Origin of the sequence: Thalassolituus pacificus (genome assembly GCF_025318105.1) — a bacterium.
In the GTDB taxonomy this organism is placed as follows: Bacteria; Pseudomonadota; Gammaproteobacteria; order Pseudomonadales; family Oceanobacteraceae; genus Venatoribacter; species Venatoribacter pacificus.
Window position 1 is genome coordinate 142,784 of the sequence record NZ_JAOANI010000009.1, and the last position, 20,558, is coordinate 163,341.

Annotated in this window: 21 protein-coding genes; 7 read left to right on the forward strand and 14 right to left on the reverse strand. The window is 52.8% G+C overall.

Going from position 1 to position 20,558, the window contains the following annotated elements; translation table 11 throughout:
* Positions 1 to 29 precede the first annotated feature (29 nt).
* Both NYR02_RS02675 and NYR02_RS02680 read left to right on the forward strand, forming a co-directional pair.
* On the forward strand, positions 30 to 1,205 hold the full coding sequence (locus tag NYR02_RS02675; protein WP_260974852.1) for a 1-acyl-sn-glycerol-3-phosphate acyltransferase: 1,176 nt from the start codon (positions 30 to 32) through the stop codon (positions 1,203 to 1,205).
* Positions 1,202 to 2,305 carry a DUF4377 domain-containing protein gene (locus NYR02_RS02680; protein ID WP_260974853.1) on the forward strand — a complete coding sequence of 368 codons (1,104 nt, stop codon included), beginning with the start codon at positions 1,202 to 1,204 and terminating at the stop codon, positions 2,303 to 2,305. The genes NYR02_RS02675 and NYR02_RS02680 overlap by 4 nt, the downstream gene beginning before the upstream one ends.
* 81 nt (positions 2,306 to 2,386) lie before the next feature.
* On the opposite strand, the gene NYR02_RS02685 is transcribed toward NYR02_RS02680, so the two are convergent.
* Positions 2,387 to 3,184, reverse strand: a complete 798-nt coding sequence (locus tag NYR02_RS02685) for a tetratricopeptide repeat protein (protein WP_260974854.1) — start codon at positions 3,182 to 3,184, stop codon at positions 2,387 to 2,389.
* 157 nt (positions 3,185 to 3,341) lie between these two features.
* The gene (locus NYR02_RS02690; protein WP_260974855.1) at positions 3,342 to 4,199 is read right to left on the reverse strand and encodes a response regulator; all 858 of its coding nucleotides are present in this window, start codon (positions 4,197 to 4,199) and stop codon (positions 3,342 to 3,344) included.
* Between the two features lie 178 nt (positions 4,200 to 4,377).
* Between NYR02_RS02690 and NYR02_RS02695 the strand changes: the two genes are divergently transcribed.
* Both NYR02_RS02695 and NYR02_RS02700 read left to right on the forward strand, forming a co-directional pair.
* Positions 4,378 to 5,244, forward strand: coding sequence for a cation diffusion facilitator family transporter (locus NYR02_RS02695; protein WP_260974856.1), 867 nt, complete (start codon positions 4,378 to 4,380; stop codon positions 5,242 to 5,244).
* A gap of 6 nt (positions 5,245 to 5,250) precedes the next feature.
* The gene (locus NYR02_RS02700; RefSeq protein WP_260974857.1) at positions 5,251 to 6,270 is read left to right on the forward strand and encodes a hypothetical protein; all 1,020 of its coding nucleotides are present in this window, start codon (positions 5,251 to 5,253) and stop codon (positions 6,268 to 6,270) included.
* A gap of 72 nt (positions 6,271 to 6,342) precedes the next feature.
* Here NYR02_RS02700 and NYR02_RS02705 read toward each other — a convergent pair whose 3' ends face one another.
* Both NYR02_RS02705 and cysK read right to left on the reverse strand, forming a co-directional pair.
* Positions 6,343 to 6,912, reverse strand: coding sequence for an alpha-ketoglutarate-dependent dioxygenase AlkB family protein (locus NYR02_RS02705; protein ID WP_260974858.1), 570 nt, complete (start codon positions 6,910 to 6,912; stop codon positions 6,343 to 6,345).
* A 46-nt stretch (positions 6,913 to 6,958) separates the two neighbouring features.
* The gene (cysK, locus tag NYR02_RS02710) at positions 6,959 to 7,906 is read right to left on the reverse strand and encodes a cysteine synthase A (protein ID WP_260974859.1); all 948 of its coding nucleotides are present in this window, start codon (positions 7,904 to 7,906) and stop codon (positions 6,959 to 6,961) included.
* A gap of 139 nt (positions 7,907 to 8,045) precedes the next feature.
* Between cysK and NYR02_RS19495 the strand changes: the two genes are divergently transcribed.
* Positions 8,046 to 9,296, forward strand: coding sequence for a GGDEF domain-containing protein (locus tag NYR02_RS19495; RefSeq protein ID WP_260974860.1), 1,251 nt, complete (start codon positions 8,046 to 8,048; stop codon positions 9,294 to 9,296).
* A gap of 42 nt (positions 9,297 to 9,338) precedes the next feature.
* On the opposite strand, the gene NYR02_RS02720 is transcribed toward NYR02_RS19495, so the two are convergent.
* Genes NYR02_RS02720 through NYR02_RS02740 form a run of 5 tightly spaced genes read right to left on the reverse strand, consistent with a single transcriptional unit; the run spans position 9,339 to position 14,751 of the window.
* Positions 9,339 to 10,223, reverse strand: coding sequence for an acyltransferase (locus NYR02_RS02720; RefSeq protein ID WP_260974861.1), 885 nt, complete (start codon positions 10,221 to 10,223; stop codon positions 9,339 to 9,341).
* A gap of 3 nt (positions 10,224 to 10,226) precedes the next feature.
* Positions 10,227 to 12,347 (reverse strand): phosphate acetyltransferase, encoded by a 2,121-nt coding sequence (gene pta, locus NYR02_RS02725; RefSeq protein WP_260974862.1) that lies wholly within the window; start codon positions 12,345 to 12,347, stop codon positions 10,227 to 10,229.
* Positions 12,348 to 12,353: 6 nt separating this feature from the next.
* A complete protein-coding gene (locus NYR02_RS02730; RefSeq protein ID WP_260974863.1) occupies positions 12,354 to 13,538 on the reverse strand; it encodes an acetate/propionate family kinase in 1,185 nt (394 codons plus the stop codon).
* Between the two features lie 35 nt (positions 13,539 to 13,573).
* Positions 13,574 to 13,948 carry a PilZ domain-containing protein gene (locus tag NYR02_RS02735; RefSeq protein ID WP_260974864.1) on the reverse strand — a complete coding sequence of 125 codons (375 nt, stop codon included), beginning with the start codon at positions 13,946 to 13,948 and terminating at the stop codon, positions 13,574 to 13,576.
* Positions 13,949 to 13,950: 2 nt separating this feature from the next.
* Positions 13,951 to 14,751, reverse strand: coding sequence for a glucosaminidase domain-containing protein (locus NYR02_RS02740; RefSeq protein WP_260974865.1), 801 nt, complete (start codon positions 14,749 to 14,751; stop codon positions 13,951 to 13,953).
* 248 nt (positions 14,752 to 14,999) lie between these two features.
* Here NYR02_RS02740 and NYR02_RS02745 point away from each other — a divergent pair, with 248 nt between their 5' ends.
* Positions 15,000 to 15,965, forward strand: coding sequence for a diguanylate cyclase domain-containing protein (locus NYR02_RS02745; protein WP_260974915.1), 966 nt, complete (start codon positions 15,000 to 15,002; stop codon positions 15,963 to 15,965).
* Positions 15,966 to 16,002: 37 nt separating this feature from the next.
* On the opposite strand, the gene NYR02_RS02750 is transcribed toward NYR02_RS02745, so the two are convergent.
* The 3 genes from NYR02_RS02750 to NYR02_RS02760 form a co-directional block, all read right to left on the reverse strand.
* Positions 16,003 to 16,335 carry a hypothetical protein gene (locus NYR02_RS02750; RefSeq protein WP_260974866.1) on the reverse strand — a complete coding sequence of 111 codons (333 nt, stop codon included), beginning with the start codon at positions 16,333 to 16,335 and terminating at the stop codon, positions 16,003 to 16,005.
* Between the two features lie 78 nt (positions 16,336 to 16,413).
* Positions 16,414 to 16,896 (reverse strand): DUF4442 domain-containing protein, encoded by a 483-nt coding sequence (locus NYR02_RS02755; protein WP_260974867.1) that lies wholly within the window; start codon positions 16,894 to 16,896, stop codon positions 16,414 to 16,416.
* A gap of 125 nt (positions 16,897 to 17,021) precedes the next feature.
* On the reverse strand, positions 17,022 to 17,783 hold the full coding sequence (locus tag NYR02_RS02760) for a GNAT family N-acetyltransferase (RefSeq protein ID WP_260974868.1): 762 nt from the start codon (positions 17,781 to 17,783) through the stop codon (positions 17,022 to 17,024).
* Between the two features lie 114 nt (positions 17,784 to 17,897).
* On the opposite strand from NYR02_RS02760, the gene NYR02_RS02765 reads away from it, so the two are divergent.
* Complete coding sequence (locus NYR02_RS02765) at positions 17,898 to 18,497, forward strand: hypothetical protein (RefSeq protein ID WP_260974869.1); 600 nt, start codon at positions 17,898 to 17,900, stop codon at positions 18,495 to 18,497.
* 38 nt (positions 18,498 to 18,535) lie between these two features.
* Here NYR02_RS02765 and NYR02_RS02770 read toward each other — a convergent pair whose 3' ends face one another.
* A complete protein-coding gene (locus tag NYR02_RS02770) occupies positions 18,536 to 19,111 on the reverse strand; it encodes a TlpA family protein disulfide reductase (RefSeq protein ID WP_260974870.1) in 576 nt (191 codons plus the stop codon).
* Positions 19,080 to 20,459, reverse strand: coding sequence for an oxygen-independent coproporphyrinogen III oxidase (gene hemN, locus NYR02_RS02775; protein WP_260974871.1), 1,380 nt, complete (start codon positions 20,457 to 20,459; stop codon positions 19,080 to 19,082). Before hemN ends, NYR02_RS02770 begins: the two co-directional genes overlap by 32 nt.
* Positions 20,460 to 20,558: the final 99 nt, after the last annotated feature.

Genomic DNA, 20,558 nt, shown 5'->3' on the forward strand with positions numbered 1-20,558 from the left:
CCGTTAACGGCTAATAACAGTGAGACAGCATGCAGGACCAATATTCCGATATCCGCCCCTATCATGATGAAGAAGTCCGCCGTGTTATTCAGCGCCTCACCCGGGCCAGAACCCTGCAGCATGCTCTGGTTAAATATCGCTTCCCGGCGTTGCCTGCGTGGTTACGTCAGGCGCTGTTGCCTTTGGCTGGCTGGTATCTGCGCCGTCGTACCGCGCATATTCATACGGTTGAAAGTTTTCAGCGTTGGCTGGCGCCCTGGATCGCGTCGCTGCTGAAACAATCCAGCGATGACATTGTGGTGAGAGGGCTGGAGCATTTATCGTCCGAAAAAAGTTATCTGTGGATTTCCAATCACAAAGACATCGCCATGGACCCGACTCTGATCAATTACAGCCTGCATCATGCGGGCTGGCCAACCAGCCGGATTGCTATCGGAGATAACTTGTTGGGGCATCCTGACGTTGCCGATATCATGCGTCTTAACAAGAGCTTTGTGGTAAAGCGCAGCGTTGCCAATAAGCGTGAAAAACTGCGCGAATTGCAAAAGCTGTCGGCGTATATCCGTACCTCTTTGGAAAGTGGCCATTCCATCTGGATTGCACAACGGGAAGGGCGCGCCAAAGACGGTATTGATCGTACCGACACCGCAGTGCTGAAAATGCTGGCTCTGAATGGCCGTGAGCGAGGTGAAAATTTTACCGCAACGATGACAGCCATGCGTCCGGTACCGGTTTCCATACAATATGAATGGGATCCCTGTGATGTGCAGAAGGCACAGGAGCTGGTGACTCGTGCAGAAACCGGTCGCTATGAAAAAAGTCTTGATGAAGATACACGCAGTATTTTATTGGGGCTGACGGGTGCGAAGGGACGTATTTATGTTGATTTTGGTCATCCGCTGAGCGCGGCCGAGTTAGCGTCTGCAGACGATATGGCTCAGGCCATTGACCTGCAATTGCAACAAATGTGTGAGATCCTGCCGGTGCAGCAATCGGCGTTGTATTTGTTGCAGCAGGAGTATTCGTTGGCTACTGAGTATGACTGCAGCGGAGTGGATACGGTAACGCATAAAAAACTGCTGCGGCGTTTGGAAGGGTTGGATCATGCGGTCCGGCAACGCCTGCTACAAACCTATGCCGCGCCTTTATTACAGAAAGTGGCTGCTGAAAATGCAGAGCAACAGCAATCAGGAAGTATTGAATGAAAACATTATGGATTCCGGCTCTGGTCTGTCTGACCCTGACAGGTTGCCCGGAACTTGGACGGGAATGGACGGACAAGGAAGAAACACTTCTGGTGGATTATTACAAAGTGCAGTGCGATAAGGATGACAGCAACCTGTGCTTTAGAGTGCGTGAAAAAAGTACCGACAGCTGGAAAACCGCCGATCTTCCATTTACCGGCTTCAGCAGCTTTGCCTGGGGTAACCGCTACAGTGTTACTGTTAACACCAGTTTTAACAGCAGCGGTAAAGACAGCGCTTATGAATTCCGCTCAGTGGAAACGACAACGGCAGTCAGTTCTGCGGACGAAGCCTTTGCCCTGACACTGTACACCCGCGCAGGTGTACTGACGCCTCTGGATGGTGCTAACTGGTCTCTGGGGGGCGAGACGACATTTGCCTGCAATGCTTTTTGTGCCGAAATTCAGAATGCCGTCAACGCACAATATGTATTGAAGCTGGAATTCACCGCCAGTGCCGGTGCTGTCTCGCTGAAATCCTTAATATGCAGTGCCAGTGAAAGTGATTTTAAAAGTGAGTGTTCCGGAGAAAGTACCAGTAAGTGGACAGTGGCACATTTCCAGTCGGAATGCGGACTGGCAGAAGAGGCTATGTGTTTACTCTACCGGGTGAACAGTTCAGATGACTGGTCGCTGTTAACGCTGAGCGACGACATCAGTAATTTCACCCCGGTATGGGGTAAGCAATATGATCTGACGGTGGTCAAAACCCTGTCTTCTGGCGGCAGCATCAGTAAAGCGGTGCTGAAAGAAAATGACAGCAACCCGGACGATAAAGCCAACAGTACCTATCCGTTTAAATTTATTCTGCGTGGCAGCGCACTGGCTGCGGATAATTCTGGTGTAATTGCAGGCTATGACAATACTCCGGATATGAACTGTAACAGTAATTCGTTGTGTACTGACCTGAATAACTACATCAGCGATGATCAGTGGTTATTGCTGAAAGGGTATGTCGATGGCGAGCAGATCATGCTGCAGGAAATTTTTTGCCATGATGACGTGCTGGCTGATTTCAAAGAGTGTGTCGCAGATGAAAGCGATGTGACCTGGGCATTCTGAGGCAGAATGTTTACGTCTTGAGACCACAAAAAACAGCAATAAAAAAAGGCCATAACGGCCTTTTTTTATTGCTGGTAGCCATCAATCCTGACGGTTAATCAGCTCGCTGATGCGCTGATTGGCGCGTGGAGCAACAGATACGTGCGGGAATTCCTGCACAATCTTACGGAAATAGGCCAACGCTTTCTGATTATTGCCGGCCTGATTGTATGGGCTCATATAAATAAGACCCAGCTGATAAAGGGATTTCGCCCGCATTTCAGCAGAGGACGCCTTGTTATCGTACAAAATCAGATAAACCGCTTCTGCGTCCGCTACGCGGGCTTCGGTAATGGCTCGTTCACTCATCGGCGTGAGTTCGGAATCAAACGGGGTGCGATCGGCTTTCAGCAGTTTGCTGCGGTCTACTTGTTTCAGCAGCTGAGTCGCTGACAATTGTACCGGCTCGCTTTGCCGGGTTTCGATGATCTGAATGCGTTTGATCACTTTTTCTTTCAGGCGTGAATCCGGAAATTCAATCCGATGTTGCTTCAGATAAGACAGGGCTTTCTGATCATCACGCTGGTCGTTAAAGCGGTTCATATACAGCAGGGCGATCTGATAAAGCGCCAGTGATTTCATGTTACTGCTGTAATCCGGGTCGCTGTAGCCCTGCATATAGGTGCTGGCGGCCTGTTCGGTTTTTCCACGGCTGATGGCCTGCACAGAAAAGGTCAGCAGATCTGGTTCTTCATGTAATGCTGCTGCAGCACGTACTTTGATGTTTTCATCGTAACGGGCGACCTGATGGCCACCGGCTTCTGCAATAAGCAGAGGTGTTGCTGCCGCGCAGCCGGTTAATATGGCAACCGCTGCCGCTGTCAGTATGGCTTTGATCATTATCGTATCCCTGATCATATTTTTAGAGTCTGGTGAGAGCGGCTAGTGTAATCAGCACCTTTGTGAATGGAAAGGTATTGTCAGGCCATATACTGGTTATTTATGACAGCAAAAATATATGAGCCCGAAGAGCGGGCTCAGAGGGGATAAAGACGGCTTACAGTAACAGTGCGGCTGCAATTCCAGCCAGAGCGCCGATAACAGCACCGGCTGCGGCCGCTTTGATGGCGGTTTGTTGCAGGGCTTTTTGAAATTCACTGCGGGTTGCAGCCAGGGTGGACTCCAGTGAGGTCTGGCTGGATTTAATAATCGCAATCAGGTCGTCCGCATTTTTCTTATCGAGTTTATCGGCAACGCTGACTGCCAGGCGCTGATTCATAGCACGCGTTTTCTGAAATAACGCCTGTTCAGTCAGGGTTTTATCGACCTCCTGCTGCCAGCGTTCCTGTTGCTGGTGCATGCGTGCCTGAATCAGGTCAATCTGATGAGTCTGGTGGGTCTGCAGTTGTTGTGTTGTGGCATCCAGACCTGCGCTGATTTCGGCTTTGGCTTCGGCAATGGCATTACGCAGGTGTTTCTGGACCAGCTTATCAATCTCGACCAGTGCGATGGCTGCAGTCTGAGGTTTTTGTTCGTCGTTTGCCGCCGGTTCATCCAGTGCCTGAATAACCGCCATAACGGCTTCATGGCTGGCGGGCTTGGCCAGCACACCATGCGCACCATGGGACAGCGCCATTTCCTGATATTCCTGACCTTCTTTCGAGGTGTACATAATGGTTGGAATCGTAGCGGTGCGGGGGTTGGATTTAATCAGCTGGGTGGCCTCCAGGCCGTCCATTCCTGGCATCATATGATCCATGAAAATGACGTCGGGCTGACGACTTTCCAGAAAACTGAGCGCGGCTTCGGCGCTGTCGACCGCATCGGCCTGGACATTAATTTTACTCAGCAGACGTTGCAGCATCATGCGGGCTGACTTGGAGTCATCGACAACAAGAGCATTTTTTATGGTCATGGCTTGGCTCGTTCAGGACAGTCTGGCCGACAATAAGACCAAGTTGCCCTTAATGGGTCAATAGGCGCAGGCGCCATCCTGTTTCAGTTTGTGGCAAATTACCGTTTTTCGGGGTAAAAAGTCTGATCTGCTCAGGCCAATCTGGCATAATCCCCGGTTTACCGTTGACGAATCTGTAATGACTGTGACTTCTCATGCTGTCTTGATAAAACGCGCTTCCAGTGCCTCTGTGCTGGTGGCGGTGACGTTGCTGGTGGCTAAAGTTTTTGCCTGGATGCTCAGCGATTCGGCCAGTGTCCTGTCATCTTTGCTCGACTCCCTGATGGATATTGCGGCATCGCTGGTGAATTTTTTTGCTGTGCGTTATGCCCTGATGCCCGCCGATGATGATCATCCGTTCGGGCACAGTAAGGCGGAAGGGCTGGCGGCACTGATTCAGTCGGCGTTTATTCTTGGTTCGGCCGTTGTGCTGTTATTACACGTATTTGATCGTCTGCTGAATCCGCAACCATTGACGGCTCTGGGCGAAAGCATCGGGGTTATGGTGTTTTCGATGCTGGCGACGATTGGTCTGGTTGCCTATCAGCGCTGGGTTTACCGGCAGACCGGTTCGTTGGCGATTAAAGCCGACTCCGCACATTATTACGGCGATATTCTGACCAACGTCGCCGTCATCCTGGCTCTTATCGCCGCTTATTGGCAGCAGTACTGGTTTGACCCGGTCGTCGCGCTGGGGATTGCCGGCGTGTTGTTTTACAGCGTGTACGGCATTGTTAAAGATGCTTTGCAGGTTCTGATGGATCAGTCGATGCCGGACGACGACGAAGCCGAGCTTAAAACCCTGATTAACAGTTGCGAAGGCGTGCGTGGATTTCATGATTTACGCACCCGCCAGGCGGGGGCGTTGCAGTTTATTCAGTTCCATCTGGAACTGGACGGGTTGCAGCCACTTAAATCAGCGCACGCCATCGGTGATTGTGTTGAAAAGCGTATTCTTGAGCGCTTTCCCCGCGCTGAAATTATTATTCATCACGATCCGGTCTGATATCGGATGAGCTGGCAGGGATGGCTGGGGTTGTGGATAGTGATCATTTCAGTGCCTTCTCAGGCGCTGAGTCCTGAGCCTTATTTACAGGGTGACAGCGAACAGTTCATTCCCCCAAAGACGCTTGAGACTGAATATCAGGATGATCACTATACCGCTCAAACCAGTGTTAACCAGGCGGCGCTGGATCGTTCTAAAGACTGGCTGGCCGGTTATCTGAACCGCTTGTCCGGTAATATTGATTCTTTTTTCGTCGATTCTTTTTTCAGTGAAGACATCACTGACGATGACGTAAAAGGCAGTCGTGCCAAATTATCGCTCTATACAAGGCGGGTATTGGGTGATCCGGTGGATTATAAATTTGGCCTGAGCGTAAAACTGGTTTTGCCCAATACGAATGAACGGCTGAATTTACTGCTCGATTCGGAAGACGGAGATAACCGCGAAGCCGACCCGATTGAGAGTGTTGAAAACGTCGATTACACCGCAGCACTGCGATTTATTATACGGGAGTCCGATCAGTGGAAAACTAACATTGATGCGGGTGTCCGTTGGGGTGTTCCACCCAATCCTTTTGTACGTTTCCGCGCACGGCGCTACGCTTATTTATCCGAATGGGAATTGAAAGCTACGCAAACATTCTTTTATTTTTCGTTGGACGGCTGGGGTGAAGAAACCCGTGTGCAAATGGATTATCCGATAAACACGGAAAAATTATTCCGTATCAATGCCAAAGCCGGTTATCAGTTGAATGACGAGTATTTCAAATTATCGTACGACGCCGGGCTGTATCATGAGCTGAGCAGTAAGGCGGCGCTTGGCTTTGTTGCCGGTGCTAAAGGCGACAGTGAATTTGATACAACTTTTTATTCCTATAATGCCGGTGTACGTTACCGCCGCCAGATTTACAGTAATTGGGTGTTTGCCGAAGTCGCACCGGAATTTATCTGGAATCGTGATAAAGATTATGCCACCACGCCGGTGATTATGTTCCGCCTCGAATCCGTTATTGCCCGTGATCGCTGATGTTTAGCCCTTTCGGGTAAAGTATTCATAAACCCTGAAGATAGGGGCCGCGCCAGGTCTGGCATTGTGCCTTTAGTTGTACAGCGTGCGGAATGTCAGATTAATACGTGACTGTTGTATACGTGCCCGTTTGGGCAGGCTGTGTTGCCAGTGATTTTGCATTCCCGGACGCATATCCAAAAGGCTGCCATTAGCCAGCCGCAGAGTCCCGCTTTGGCGACTGCTGCCTTGACGCCGTAAGGCAAAGTCACGCTCCGCACCAAGACTGATGGACAGTATCTGCGGATTTTCTCCTAACTCTTTTTCGTCATCCGCATGCCAGCCCATGCAATCGTTACCATTACGGTAAAGATTGCACAGCACCGCATTTAATTGCAGACCCAGAAGTTGATTCAGCTGTTGGCAAAGGTTGGCCAGCGTCGGTGTCCAGGCATCGGCCCGCAGTGTTTTACCGGAATAGGTGTAGCTGATTCCCGGATCTCCGTGCCAGGCCTGCAAGCGGGGAATGAGATGCTCACGGCCGTAAATAAAGACATGCCCTGTTTGCCAGGGAATTTCCTGCAGCAATTGCTGGTAAAGGATATCGGCCTGTTGCGGATCAAGCAGGGAAGGATAGTAATGCAGCTGCCCATCGAGCAGCACCTCGGGCGACTCCAGCCGGAGCCGCCATGGAGGTGATTGTTGTGGGCTACTTATCAAAGAAACCTTCAAACAATGGGGAGGTCAGGTAACGCTCACCGGAGTCCGGCAGGATGACCACGATTTTTTTATCTTTAAAGGCGTCTTCTTCGGCGAGTCGTAATGCGGCGACCATCGCGGCGCCACAGGAAATACCAGCCAGAATGCCTTCTTTCGACATCAGCTCGTGCGCCATGGCCATTGCTGCGTCGTTATCTACCTGTTCAACCCGGTCAATCATGCTCAGATCAAGGTTGCCGGGAATAAAGTTCGCACCGATTCCCTGAATTTTATGAGGCCCCGGGCTGATGGTTTCGCCAGCCAGAGTCTGAGTAATAATAGGAGACGCTGCGGGCTCAACAGCAACCGAGGTGATGGCTTTATGCTGTTTAATAAAGCGCGATATGCCGCTGATGGTACCACCGGTGCCGACACCGGCGACGACAACATCGACCAGTCCGTCGGTATCATTCCAGATTTCCGGGCCAGTGGTTTTTTCGTGAATCGCCGGGTTGGCCGGATTATTGAACTGCTGCAGCATAATGCGCTGTTCAGGGGCTTGCGCAACCAATTGCTCAGCCGCTTCAACGGCTCCTTTCATACCCTTTGCGCCTTCGGTCAGCACCAGATTAGCACCCAGCGCCATCATGACTTTGCGGCGCTCTATGCTCATGGTTTCTGGCATGGTAAGGGTCACTTTATAGCCCCGGGCCGCCCCGACGAATGATAACGCGATGCCGGTGTTACCACTGGTTGGCTCAACAATTTCCATGCCGGGTTTGAGGATGCCATCCTGCTCCGCCTGCCAGATCATGTTGGCGCCAATGCGACATTTTACGGAATGCGCCGGATTACGGTTTTCCAGCTTGGCATAAATAGCCGGATGGCTGGTCAGATGGCGGATGCGTACCAGCGGCGTATTACCGATGGATTGGCTGATATCTTCGAAAACCTTCATAGAACCTCGTATGCAACTGGGCGTGTCAGGATATTGTCTAAATTGCGAATAGCGTGTCTTATGTGACAAAAAATAACTTCAGCTTTGCCGTGTTCTGGGGGATTCTGTCAACACCAGTATGCGGGGTGTGGGAGAAACGGTGCCAAACATCAGCAGTCAGCAAGACAGTGACACCTTAAAGCGAGTGGAGGAGCAGATCAATATCCTCTCCGGTATCCTTGATCGGGGGCGTCAGCATTTACGCTTTCCCGGACGTCTGGAACAACGCTATCTTGAATTCCGCAACCAACGTTTTCTTGAAATTGACCAAAAAATTATTATTGGTGGTCTGCTGTTTTATCTGGGATTTTCCTGGTCCGATTTTTATCTGGGCGGAGACAATGCCAATCTGATTTTTATCTGCCGTTTTCTGGTTACCATCACCATGTTTTGTTTGTTGTGGTGGGTACCGCGTTCGCGTTTTGCGGCGCACATGGTCACGGTAGCGGCGAGCGGTATTTTTCTGGCCGGGTTATCGGTTATTTTTTTTATTCAGTTGATTCCGGACGCGTTGAAATATGCCTATCACTTAGGGCTTGTTCCTATTCAGGTGTTTGCTCTGGTTGCTTTGCGGCTGAGTTATCGTGCCATGCTGGTTGTTTCTGTTTCATTACTGGTTTGCTATGTCGTTATGTTGCTGTTCAGCGACACGCCACCGCTTAGTCCTGAGCTGAATAGCATTGTTGAAATTTTTATGCCGCTGTTCGTGCTGTTTTGGCTGTTGTTAATCGGCATGGGGGCTTATCTGGCCTATGCGATTGAATCTTCCGCGCGTAACGATTACATGAAAAACCGGTTGTTGGCGCTGGAGGCGGAGCGACTGCAGTATCTGACCCGGCGTCTGCACCTGTTGTCGACCACTGACAGCCTGACCGGCATTGCTAATCGCCGTTACCTGGAAGAGTGTCTGGCTAATGAATGGCGTCGCTGCCTGCGTAGTCAGACGCCTCTGTCACTGGTGATGGTCGATATTGATAACTTTAAGGATTATAACGACCACTATGGTCATCAGCAGGGCGATCGTTGCCTGCATGATATCGCCCAGGCGATGGCATCGTTTTGCCAGCGTCCGGGCGATCTTTGTGCCCGGTATGGCGGAGAGGAGTTTATTATTATTCTGCCCGATACCGCGCCGGGTGAGGCCGCCTATATGGCGGAGAAAATCCGGGAAAGTATTGTCGCATTAGCAATACCGCATGAAACATCTGAGCACTTGGTTGCCACCATCAGCGTCGGTGTCGCGAGTATGATTCCGCAGGCCGATAGCAGCAGTGATGATTTGCTGCGCAGTGCTGACCGGATGTTGTATCAGGCTAAAGAACAAGGCCGCAACTGTGTGGTTGCGGCCTGAGTCGTTGCGGTCAGTTGATGCCGCGCCCCGGGTTTTGAGTCATCAGCTGGCGCTGTGCAAGGCGTCCAGCTGACGGTCTTTTTCTTCCCACAGCATCTGTACCCACTGTTGAAAGTGAAGACGGTAGGTATCGTCGTTCTCGTAATCACCGTCCAGTAATTCTTCCGGAATCGGTTTTTCGTTAATGATGACCGTACAACGCTGCATTTTTCCCTGTAAAAAATCCCAGAACGTCGGAATGCCATCCGGATAGTGAATGGTGACATCCAGGATGGAACGGAACTGATTACCCATGGCATTCATAGCGAAGGCCATGCCACCGGCTTTGGGCTTGAGCAGATATTTGAAAGGAGAATCCTGATCGTCGTGTTTGCGCTGGGTAAAGCGTGTTCCTTCAAGAAAGTTCATCACGCTGGTCGGCATTTCGCGGAATTTAGCGCAGGCTTTGCGCGTTGTTGCCAGATCCTGACCGCGTTTTTCCGGATATTTTTCCAGATACGCTTTGCTGTAACGCTTCATAAACGGGAAATCCAGCGCCCACCAGGCAGCACCCATAACCGGAACGCGGATCAGTTCCTGCTTAAGAAAAAACTTTAGCAGGGGAATGCGGCCGTTCAGTGCATGTTGCAGCACGATAATATCAACCCAGCTCTGGTGGTTACTGACAACGAAATACCAACCCTTTTTATCCAGGCTTACCGGCCGCTGAATATTCCAATCCATTTTCTGTGTCAGCATCATCCAGCCGGAGTTACAGCTGACCCAGGCATTGGCAATGGCGGTCAGAATCGCGGTGACGCCTTTGCGCACCAATGGCACGGGAATAATGATTTTTACAAAGGTGAAGATAAACAGCAAAGAGCACCAGAACACGATGTTGATAAACAACATCAAGCTGGCAATAACACCGGTAATAACCCCAAACATTTATTATTTTCCTTTATTTTGTTGTGACTGAATCGCGGTGAGAGCGATGGTGTAAACAATATCTTCAATCAGTGCGCCCCGGGACAAATCGTTTACCGGTTTGGCCAGGCCCTGCAACATCGGCCCGATGCTGATGACATTGGCGCTGCGTTGTACAGCTTTATACGTGGTATTCCCGGTATTCAGGTCCGGAAAAATCAGCACAGTTGCCTGCCCGGCGACCGGGCTGTCCGGCGCTTTGCTGCGCGCCACACTCGCCGTGGTCGCTGCATCGTACTGCAATGGCCCGTCAATCAGCAATTCAGGACGCTGCTGTTGTACCAGTTCGGTAGCGGTACGCACTTTTTCAACATCGGCACCGGTACCGGATTTGCCGGTGCTGTAACTGAGCATGGCGATGCGTGCCGGAATGCCCATGGCAATGGCAGAATCGGCGCTCTGCATGGCGATATCGGCCAGCTCTTCTGCATTCGGATCAGGGTTAACGGCACAGTCGCCGTACACCAGCACCTGATCCGGCAGGCCCATAAAAAATACTGACGACACCAGCTTGGCGCCGGGGGCGGTTTTAATCAGCTGCAGTGCCGGGCGAATGGTGTTGGCGGTGGTATGAATGGCACCTGACACCAGGCCGTCAACTTCGTCCAGCGCCAGCATCATGGTCCCCAGTACCACGTTATCTTCGAGCTGTGCCAGCGCCATGGGTTCGGTCAGCTGTTTGTGTTTACGCAATTCCACCATGCCGGCAACGTAACGTTCACGCACGCTGGCGGGCTCAATGATCTGCAGGCCTTCCGGCAGTTCTACTTCGTTGGCCTGAGCAATTTGCTGAATCCGTTCCGGATCGCCAAGCAGAACGCATTGTGCAATGCCGCGTTGCTGGCAGATTGCTGCGGCCTGAATGGTGCGCGGTTCTTCGCCTTCGGGCAAAACAATACGTTTCTGCGCGGCCCGGGCTTTGGCGACAATCTGATAGCGGAAGGCGGCCGGGCTCAGGCGCGAGGCGTGGGGCTGGCCCAGACGTTCCATCAATACCGGAATATTCAGATGTTCGGCCACCGTCGCCATAATATGCTGCACGCGGTCAACATCGTCGATGGACACGTGGGTATCCATCTGTGTCAGTTTTTGTGCGGTGGTGAAGGTATCCATGGTGGTCTGCAGAATCGGCACGCCGGTTTGCAGTGCCGGACGGCAGAGGTTAATGACCTGTTCACCGGGCTTCAGGCCACTGGTTAACAGCAGCCCCGCCAGCGGTGTACCACTGGTTGCTGCCATCGCCGCGGCAACAATAATATCGTCGCGGTCCCCCGGGGTAACGATCAGCGTGCCCGGGCGCAGAACATCGACCATATTGCCCAGTGTGCGGGCACAAAGGGCGATGCGTAGCACTCGGCGGGTATCCAGTTCGCCTTCATGCAGGATATGGGCATCAAGAGCGCGGGCAATGTCCAGCATGCGCGGGCTGACCAGCTCGGCTTTCCAGGGGATAACGCCCAACACCGGGCATTGCTTCATGTTGATCTGCCAGAAAGCATCATGCTCCTGCTGGCTGAAGTCGGGTTGCTGGCCGATCAGTTCTCCGGACGGAATCACCTGCTGCGCCGGCGCTTTACCGGCTTTGTTGATGATGCAGCCCATCAGGTTGGCCTGTGCGCCACCAAAAATGCCCGTCTGTAATTTCAGTTCGGCCTGAATCTGTGCCGGACTGCGATTGCGCCCGCTGGCAACCAGAATGACTTCAGCATTCAGGGCTTTGGCCATCTCGGCGTTGAGTTTGGCGGTGTAAGGCTCGCTGCGATCGGGCACCAGACCTTCAATCAGCACCACATCGCAATCGCGGCTGACTTCATCATGCAGGGCAATCACATCTTCCAGTACGCGGTCGAGCATGCCGTCGCTGACGCGCTGCTGCACCAGGTTCAGGTGCATCGGGTCAGGTGTGGTGAGATGCAGAACAGTACGCACCAGATGGCTGGAGCGTTCGCTGGCGGCATAGCCGGGCGCGACCGGTTTGACAAAGCCAACCTTCAGGCCCTGTGCGTCCAGTGCTCGGATCAGACCCAGGCTGATGGTGGTCAGGCCGCTTTCGAGGCCGGTTGGGGCAATAAAAATATTGATCATCGGGTATCAGTTCGCAGCAATCAGAGTGTAGGTATCCAGGGCAATCATGCGCTCTTCGGAGGTGGGTACAACCAGCACCAGCGGCGAACCGGGCTGACTGATGCGTCCGAGGTCATCACCGTGGCGGTTGTTGAGATCGCTGTCGAGGCGGAAGTTCATAAAGCGCCAGGCGGCCAGAATGCGTTGGCGAACCGGTGCGGCATGTTCACCGATACCTCCGGTGAAGATAACGGCATCGATGCTCGGCAGCGACGTGGCCAGCGCAGAGAACTGGCGGGCGACACGGAAGCAGAACACCTGAATCGCACGGCGTGCGCCTTCGTGACCTTCGGCCTCGGCGGCCAGCAGGGTGCGCATGTCGTTGCTTAAACCGGACAGGCCTTTAAGGCCACTGTTGCGGTTCAGTTCACGCATGATCTGCTCCAGCGTCAGATCACGGCTGCGGCTCATGTGTTCAATCAGACCGGGGTCGATATCACCACAGCGTGAGCCCATTACCAGGCCTTCCAGCGGTGTCAGTCCCATGGAACTGTCGACCGAACGGCCACACAGCACCGCGGCCGCGCTGCAGCCGTTGCCAAGGTGGGCAATCAACAGATTGCAGTCTTCGGCGGGCTTTTTCAGACGGCGGGCGGTTTCTTCTACCACATAGCGATAGCTGGTGCCGTGAAAGCCGTAGCGGCGCACGGCATCCTGTTCATACCAGTCGTAGGGGACGCCATAGAGGTAAGCTGATTCGCTCAGTGTCTGGTGAAAGGCGGTATCAAATACTGCGATCTGAGGCACGCCACTGAACAGCTCGCGGCATAATTCTATGCCAAGCAGATTGATCGGGTTGTGCAGTGGTGCCAGTGGTGACAGGGTGGCCAGACGTTGCTGTTGCTCATCGTCAATGATAGTACTGGCGTGAAACAGTTCGCCGCCATGTACGACCCGGTGGCCAATGCCTTTAAGGTTTTGCAGATAAGCGCTGCAGTGTTCGATAAAAGCCAGTAAGGCAGCTTTGTGACCGGCCTCGGCGGCCAGTGTGTGTTGATAGTCAACGGCTCCTTGAATGCGGATGCTCGGTTCCTGTTCATTCAGGCGCTCGGCCAGTGCGGTCAGCAGAGGTGTTGGTTGGTCGGGGTTGGCATAAAGGGCAAACTTAATGGATGAGCTGCCGCAGTTGATAACAAGTACAGATTGGTTCACAGCGGATTCCTTGCTTATGACGGTTTACACCCGGCTCAGGCCGGGGTTGCAGATTTCAGGCTAACTTCAAGACGTTGCAAAACGGTGTAAGCCCCGCGACTGGCCATCTCCGGCAGTTGTCCCATCGCAAACTTCAGGGCGTAGAGGTAATCACCTTCGCTTGCGTCGGCGCGGATGATGACGGCGGGTATGGATTGCAGCCGATGGTCGCGGCTTTCGATACTGATCAGCAGGCGTTTGCCGACTTTCATTTTTAAAGGGGAGATGATGGCAATGCCACCAATAGCAAAATCACGGGCGATGGCCATATGGGCTTTTTTCGGCCGGCCGAACAGGTTCAGCATGCGGATTTCCAGCTTTAGCGGAGAGGCATCGTAGCGTTGACGGAAGCGTCGTTCATTGGCTTGCACAATTACCCCCTGGGGACTGGTTGCTGATCGGCAGGAGCGGATTCCTGAGAATGCAGCTGATCAAAGCGGTTAAGCTTGTTGTGTTCAATCATATTACGAATTTCATCAATATACTCCTGACCACGGGTGGAGTAGCCATCCAGGCCTTCTGTCAGGATTTCGCCGCTGGCGTAGCCCTGCTGTTCTATCTGTTGTTCGCGCAATTCACGCAACTCGCGGTAGCGCGGATGGCTGTTCAGGTTACGCATGTAGCTTTCCACCGATTCCAGTGGTGACTCAAAGGCGCGGACTTCATGGCGCGAGCTGCCGCCGCGGGCCTCAGGTACCAGGCCACAACCTTCACGGAAGCACCACTGACCGAACAGGTTGTTGCCTTCCTGAGCAAAGCGTGAAGTGCCCCAGGCCGATTCATTGGCCGCCTGAGCCAGCACCAGCGATGGCGGAATGGTGTTGACGCGCAGCAACAGCAATTCTTTCTGTTCATCTTCGTCGTCGGTGTTGACGCGGTATTTGATCAACAGTTCCTGCAGCATGTCGCGGTCACGCTCGCTCAGCTCATCGGGGGCCAGATACCATTTTTCCACCACCTGGCGTTCTGCCAGAACACGGGTGTTAGCCTCTTCGATCAGGGGGAGTAAATAAGCGAAGAACGCTTTTTTCTTCTCTTTAACATCCTGATAAACGCTGAAATCAGGCAGCGGTGTGAGTTGTGCGCTGGCGTTATTGGTTTCTGACTCGCGTGCGCCTTCGCGGTCGCAACCGAGTAATCCCAGACAGATAATGAGTATTAAGTACTTTGGCATGTAAGAAACTGATTTTTTTAGAAAACTTTACCCAAGTTTAGCGAACTTCACGCTTTTCCCCCAGCCCCGGAGCGTGAAGAAACGTCGGCAACGAACTGTCTTTAAAATTGGCATAAATAACGCGGATTAAAGTCAGTATATTGTCGTATATTCGGAGTCCAGTGATTTTTTGTTACCGGTTATACGCTTTGGTGTATTCTTGCCGATAAAGCAAAAGAAGCGCACCGGATACCGTAAGAGTGCGTCGTATGTGGAATATTCAGGAAGCCGAGCTTATGTCCAGTCAGCCGTTGGTGATCATTGCTGCTGAAACCCTTGCGGTTCAGGCCCAACTGGGGGATCTGTTGGCTGCCGAGGTTTGTGTGGCCGGAGCCATCAACCGTGCGCAGCTTTATGACTGGTTGGTTGAGCCTTCGCAGGTACCGGACCTGTTGATTCTTGAGCAGGGGTTGCTGGAAGAAAATCTGGCGACTTTTTGTAAGCGCTGGTACGACCACCCGAAAACCCGCGGCTGCGATATCCTGCTGCTGGGGGCTGCGGACGATGCCCAGGAAACCGCGGCTCTGGTGGCTGGCGTGGCTGATTACCTGCGCAAACCGCTGAGCCCGCTGCTGGCGTTAACCCGGATTAAAAAACAGTTGGCACAACGGGCACAGCGCAGACACCTGGAAGCCTTGTCTGTTACCGATGGTCTGACGCATATCGCCAACCGCCGTTATCTGGATGAATTTCTCTGCGCAGAGTGGCGGCGGGCGCAGCGTGAAGGTGGCAATATCGGCCTGATGATGGTGGATATTGATCACTTCAAGCTGTTTAACGACCACTATGGCCACCCGGAAGGTGATCGTTGTCTGGCTCAGGTGGCACAGTGTCTGAAAAATGCAGTACAGCGACCACGTGACCTGGTCGCCCGCTATGGCGGTGAAGAGTTTGCGTTGGTGCTGCCATCAATACAATTTGATGGTATGGCCGTGGTTGCCCAGCGTTTGCAGGATGCGGTTGATCAGCTGGCGATTCCCCATGTTGCCTCGCCGGTGAGTGCATATATAACGGTGAGTATCGGTCTGGCGTGGTGTGAGCCTCAGGCCGATGAACGTTGGGAGTTGCTGTTGGCAGCCTCTGACGAAGCGTTATATGCGGCGAAAGCGGCCGGACGTCACCAATTCAGTGAAACCGTCAATCTGGCTTCCGTGCGTCAATTGCTGACGCACTGATTGTTTACGATGCTGCGCAGCTCTGTTACTGCCCGGTTCAGTTGCTGCTGAGGTTAGCGCTCAATTTATTCAGGAACGCGTTGAGCCGGGATGAGGTACTCTGGCGACGTGTTTGCTGCAAAGCGACACGCTGGAAATCTTCCAGAGCCTGTCGCAACGACGCCAGCCCGGTACTGATTACTTCATATTCGTAGTGATGATCCTGAATGCTGATTTTCAGCAGTTCCATATATTCAGCGTTCAGCAGCTGCATCAGGTTGAATACCTGATCTTTTTCTTCGCAATTGCTGGATTCCCAGTAAGCATCTTCCAGTGTCTGCAGCAGGTCCCAGATAAGTTCGCTGGCCTGACTGATGGTCATGGTGGTCATAAGGCTCCTGTACACATTAACGGCAACTGCTTTAAGCGTAGCAGATGGGCGTTTTCATGCAGTACAGGCGTGCGCTGATCAGTCTTCGCGGGCCGGTTTACGGCGGATATACAGTGTTTTGCGGGCGCGGGCGACCAGTTCACCATCAGCATCGACAATATGTACTTCATAGGTCGGCAGAAACTTCTCGCCGTCTGCGGTTTTGTCGCGGATTTCGGCCAGCATGGCATCGGTAACCATAAAGTGGGCGCTGACGACGCCGCGGCCGGGTTTTACAAAATCAATTTCGGCACTGGCATCCCAGACAATATAGTCGCGGCCAAGTGTATTCATCAGCAACAGCATGTAAAACGGATCGATCATGGAGAACAGGCTGCCGCCAAAGTGGGTACCGACATAGTTGCGGTTAAACCAGCGCAGCTTCATCTCGACTTTGGCTTCACGGAAATCTTTGGCCAGATAACGAACGCGTACCCCGGCGCCCAGATAAGGGCCATAAATATTAAGAATGCGGCGTAAACCGGAAGCGGATGTCAGCCATTGGGTAAATTTTTTAATCATCAGATTGCTCACAGCAGAAAACGCGGTCGCGCAGTCTAGCGGTTGTGTTACAGGCGGGAAAGACGGATATAAAAAAGGAGCCCGCAGGCCCCTGATTATCTTAAGCAGCAGACGCCAGTTCTGCGTCAGAGATCACTTTTGGTAAAGTGGCGCAGATAGCGCTGGTTGATGTCTTCTCGGGCAAGCAGGATCAGCGCGTCTGCGACGTTAAAATCTTTATCGAGACACGGCTCACCGCAGACTTTTACGCCAATGCGCAGATACGCTTTTAACAGTGATGGCACCAGTGCTTTACCGTCGATGTCCACATCGATGCGCGGCATGTGCACTTTAGGTTCAGCGCGCATGTGCTCGGGTGTGAAGTGCTTTTCGCGCAGATGATTCACAATGGCGATGGTGCGGGCATAGCCTTCGTTCAGCGGAATGCTGGCACAGCCCATCAGGTAATCAATATTGTGTGCTGACATAAACTGGGCAATGCCTGACCACAGCAGCCCGATGGCGGCACCGCTGCGGAAATCCGGATCAACACAGGTGCGGCCGATTTCCATATAGGTTTTTCCTGGCAGCACGATGTTGCTGAGGTCAAACTCGGTGGCGGAGTAGAATCCACCGGCGCGTTGTGCCAGCTCGTTGGTAAGGAGACGGCTGTAGCCGATCACCTGGTCGCTCATCACGTCTTTTACAATAAGGTGCAGACAGAGGTCATCGAAATCGTCTTTATCGATGCCTTCGCTGGCGGTTGGCAGGCTGGCGCCCATACCTTCAGCAAAAACGCGATAGCGCAGTTCGAGAGCCTGACGTATCTCCTTTGGGTCCTGTGTAATACGGGCAACCAATGGGGATTCGAGGGTTTCAGTCTGTTGGCGTGCAGTGGCTTGCTGCATAGTCAATCCTGTTTTCTTATTGATCAGCGCGACTCTAAGTCAGGGCTGTGACATTTCTATGACAAGTCCGACATTCGTCTAAAGGGCGGCTATGCTAAGGGACGGGGAGGATTTATGAAACCGTTGATTGTTACAACTCTGTTACTGTTCTGCGGAACAGTCTGTGCGCAGCCGGTAATCGGCGAAAATACCGCAGCGGCATTGGTTTCCCGTGCTTTGCAGGCCGAACCTTTGTTGTGGCTGCCTTTCCCTATGCCCTATGAGATTGAGCGCAGCAGTCAGGATAAAGATGCCGGTTTGCTGGATGGTTTATTCCGTTTCGGCCTGTTGCAGCGTGATAAAGAGATGAAAGTGGCTGACGTGCAGGAGGATGGCCGCATTAAACGCAAAGTGCTGGCGACCTGGATTTATGACTATCCGCTGGCGCACCGTGAGCAGGGTACGCAGGAAGGTTTTTACTACGGTACTGGCAAACTGAAGAAGGTTATGGAGTTATCCAGTCCGTATCAGATCGGCGATTACTACTACGCAGAAGTGTATATCCAGTGGTATGTCGATGATCTGCAGGAATGGGCGAAAGATCCGGCGTTTCGTTCGGCACGCACGCTGCGTCGCAGTCTGGAGTCTTTTCAAAAACCGTTCGAAAAACGGGTTTACCTGCAATATGACGGCGAAAGCTGGGGCTTCTGGAATGGTCAGCCCGGCCTGCTCTGATCAATGCCTGCGGCGGCCTCTGCAAGGATTGAACAGCGTTATAACTGAGTACGCAGCCACAAGCCGGGCGGTGTACTCAGTCCCTTGTCCTGATGCAGTATCCGGCCATTGCTGTCCATGACGTAATAACTCGGATACCCCTGCACCTGATACTGCTGTGCCGTTGTGGCATTGCCCAGTAATACCTCCCCACGGAATCCGACCGAGCTGACAAAAGTTTCCACTTCCTCACGGGTTTCCCAGTCGAGTGCCACAGTCACAATGCGCAGGTCATCATTACCCAACAGATTAAGTCCGGGCATGCTGACGCGGCAAATGCTGCACCAGGGTGCAAAGAAATACACCAGAGTACGTTCGTGCGTTGCAGGCCAGGTCAGATTGCCTGTCAGGTTGACGGTCGGATTGTCTGCCAGTGTGGCGGCACGGTTGTAAAGTGCAGGGAGCCGGGTTGACGGGGCGTTGCTGCCGGAGTCCAGCATATGCCGGCTTAGCCAGTGACTCAGAGCGCTGAATAACAGAATAAAGAACAGGAGTTCCGCCCCGCGGCGCAGCCATTTGCTGCGCACGCTGCGGGAAGAAGAATCAGATGGCCTTGGAGAATCGCTGTTGCTCATGTTGTTGCAGATAGGTATCGAATGCCATGCAGGCGTTTCGAACCAGTAAGCGTCCTTTGTCGGTGATGCGGATGGCGTGCTGATCAATGATCACCAGGCCATCATTCACCATCGGTGCTAACTCATCAAGACTGCTTTGCAAATGTTGACGACTGTCGATAGCAAATTGCTCGTCCAGTGCTGCGAAGTTGCACTTGAGGTGGCACAGTAATTCGGCAATCACGGTCCGTCTCAGTTTATCTTCGGCGCTGGTGATCAGCTGCTTCATGGTCGGCAGGCGGTCATCGTGTAAAGCCTGTTCCCAGGTCGCCTCTGTTACCTGATTCTGCAGGTAATAATCGCCAATCTGGCTGATGGATGACACGCCAAAGCCAATCAGGTCGCAATCGCCGTGGGTGGTATAGCCCTGGAAATTACGGTGCAGTTTACCGGCGGCCTGTGCCCGCGCCAGCTCATCATCAGGTTTGGCAAAATGATCCATACCAACGTAGTGATAATCCGCCGCCGATAATTTGGTAATGCAGTGACCCAGAATGGCCAGTTTTTCATCGGCACCCGGCAGGTCGTCGGCACAGATGCGACGCTGGGGTTTGAAGCGTTCCGGCAGATGGGCGTAGTTAAAAATCGACAGGCGGTCGGGTGACATCTCAATGATGGTATCCAGTGTGCGGTCAAAGCTCTCCAGTGTCTGCAAGGGCAGGCCGTAGATCAGATCCATATTAATGGAACGGAAGCCGAGCGCGCGGGCTTCATCCATTACCGCACGGATCATGGATTCCGGCTGAATACGGTTAACCGCTTCCTGCACCTGATGTTCCAGATCCTGCACGCCAAAGCTCAGACGGTTAAAGCCCAGTGAACGCAGTACCTTCAGTGTGTCTGGGCGCAGTTCACGCGGATCAATCTCAATCGAATAGTCGGCGCTGTCAGCATGGCTGAAATTGAAGTGCTGGCGCAGAAACTGCATCAGATCCGTCAGTTCTGCATCACTGAGGAAGGTGGGTGTGCCGCCGCCAAGATGCAGCTGTTCGACCACCGCACTTTTACTTAACAGAGCCCGTTTGAGCAGAATTTCTTTTTTCAGCAGTTCCAGATATGGCGCCGCACGCTCGGTATGCTTGGTAACGATCTTGTTGCAGCCGCAGTAGTAACAGACATGACGGCAGAACGGAATATGGATATACAGCGATAACGCTTTGCTGTTGTCACGCCGGGCAAATGCGGCGCGTTCGCCCAGATCGTCGGCGGCAGGCTGAAACTCAACGGCGGTCGGATAAGAGGTATAGCGCGGACCAGGTTTGTTGTAGCGCTGAATCAGCAGAGGGTCCCACAAGAGTTGCTCAGTCATTGTGTCGTCACGGTTAACAGAAGTCAGTCGTCATTGTAGTGCGTGGCAAATGACGGGCCTTGCGCCATATCAAGGTGGGGGTTGCGACGTTTAATTGAC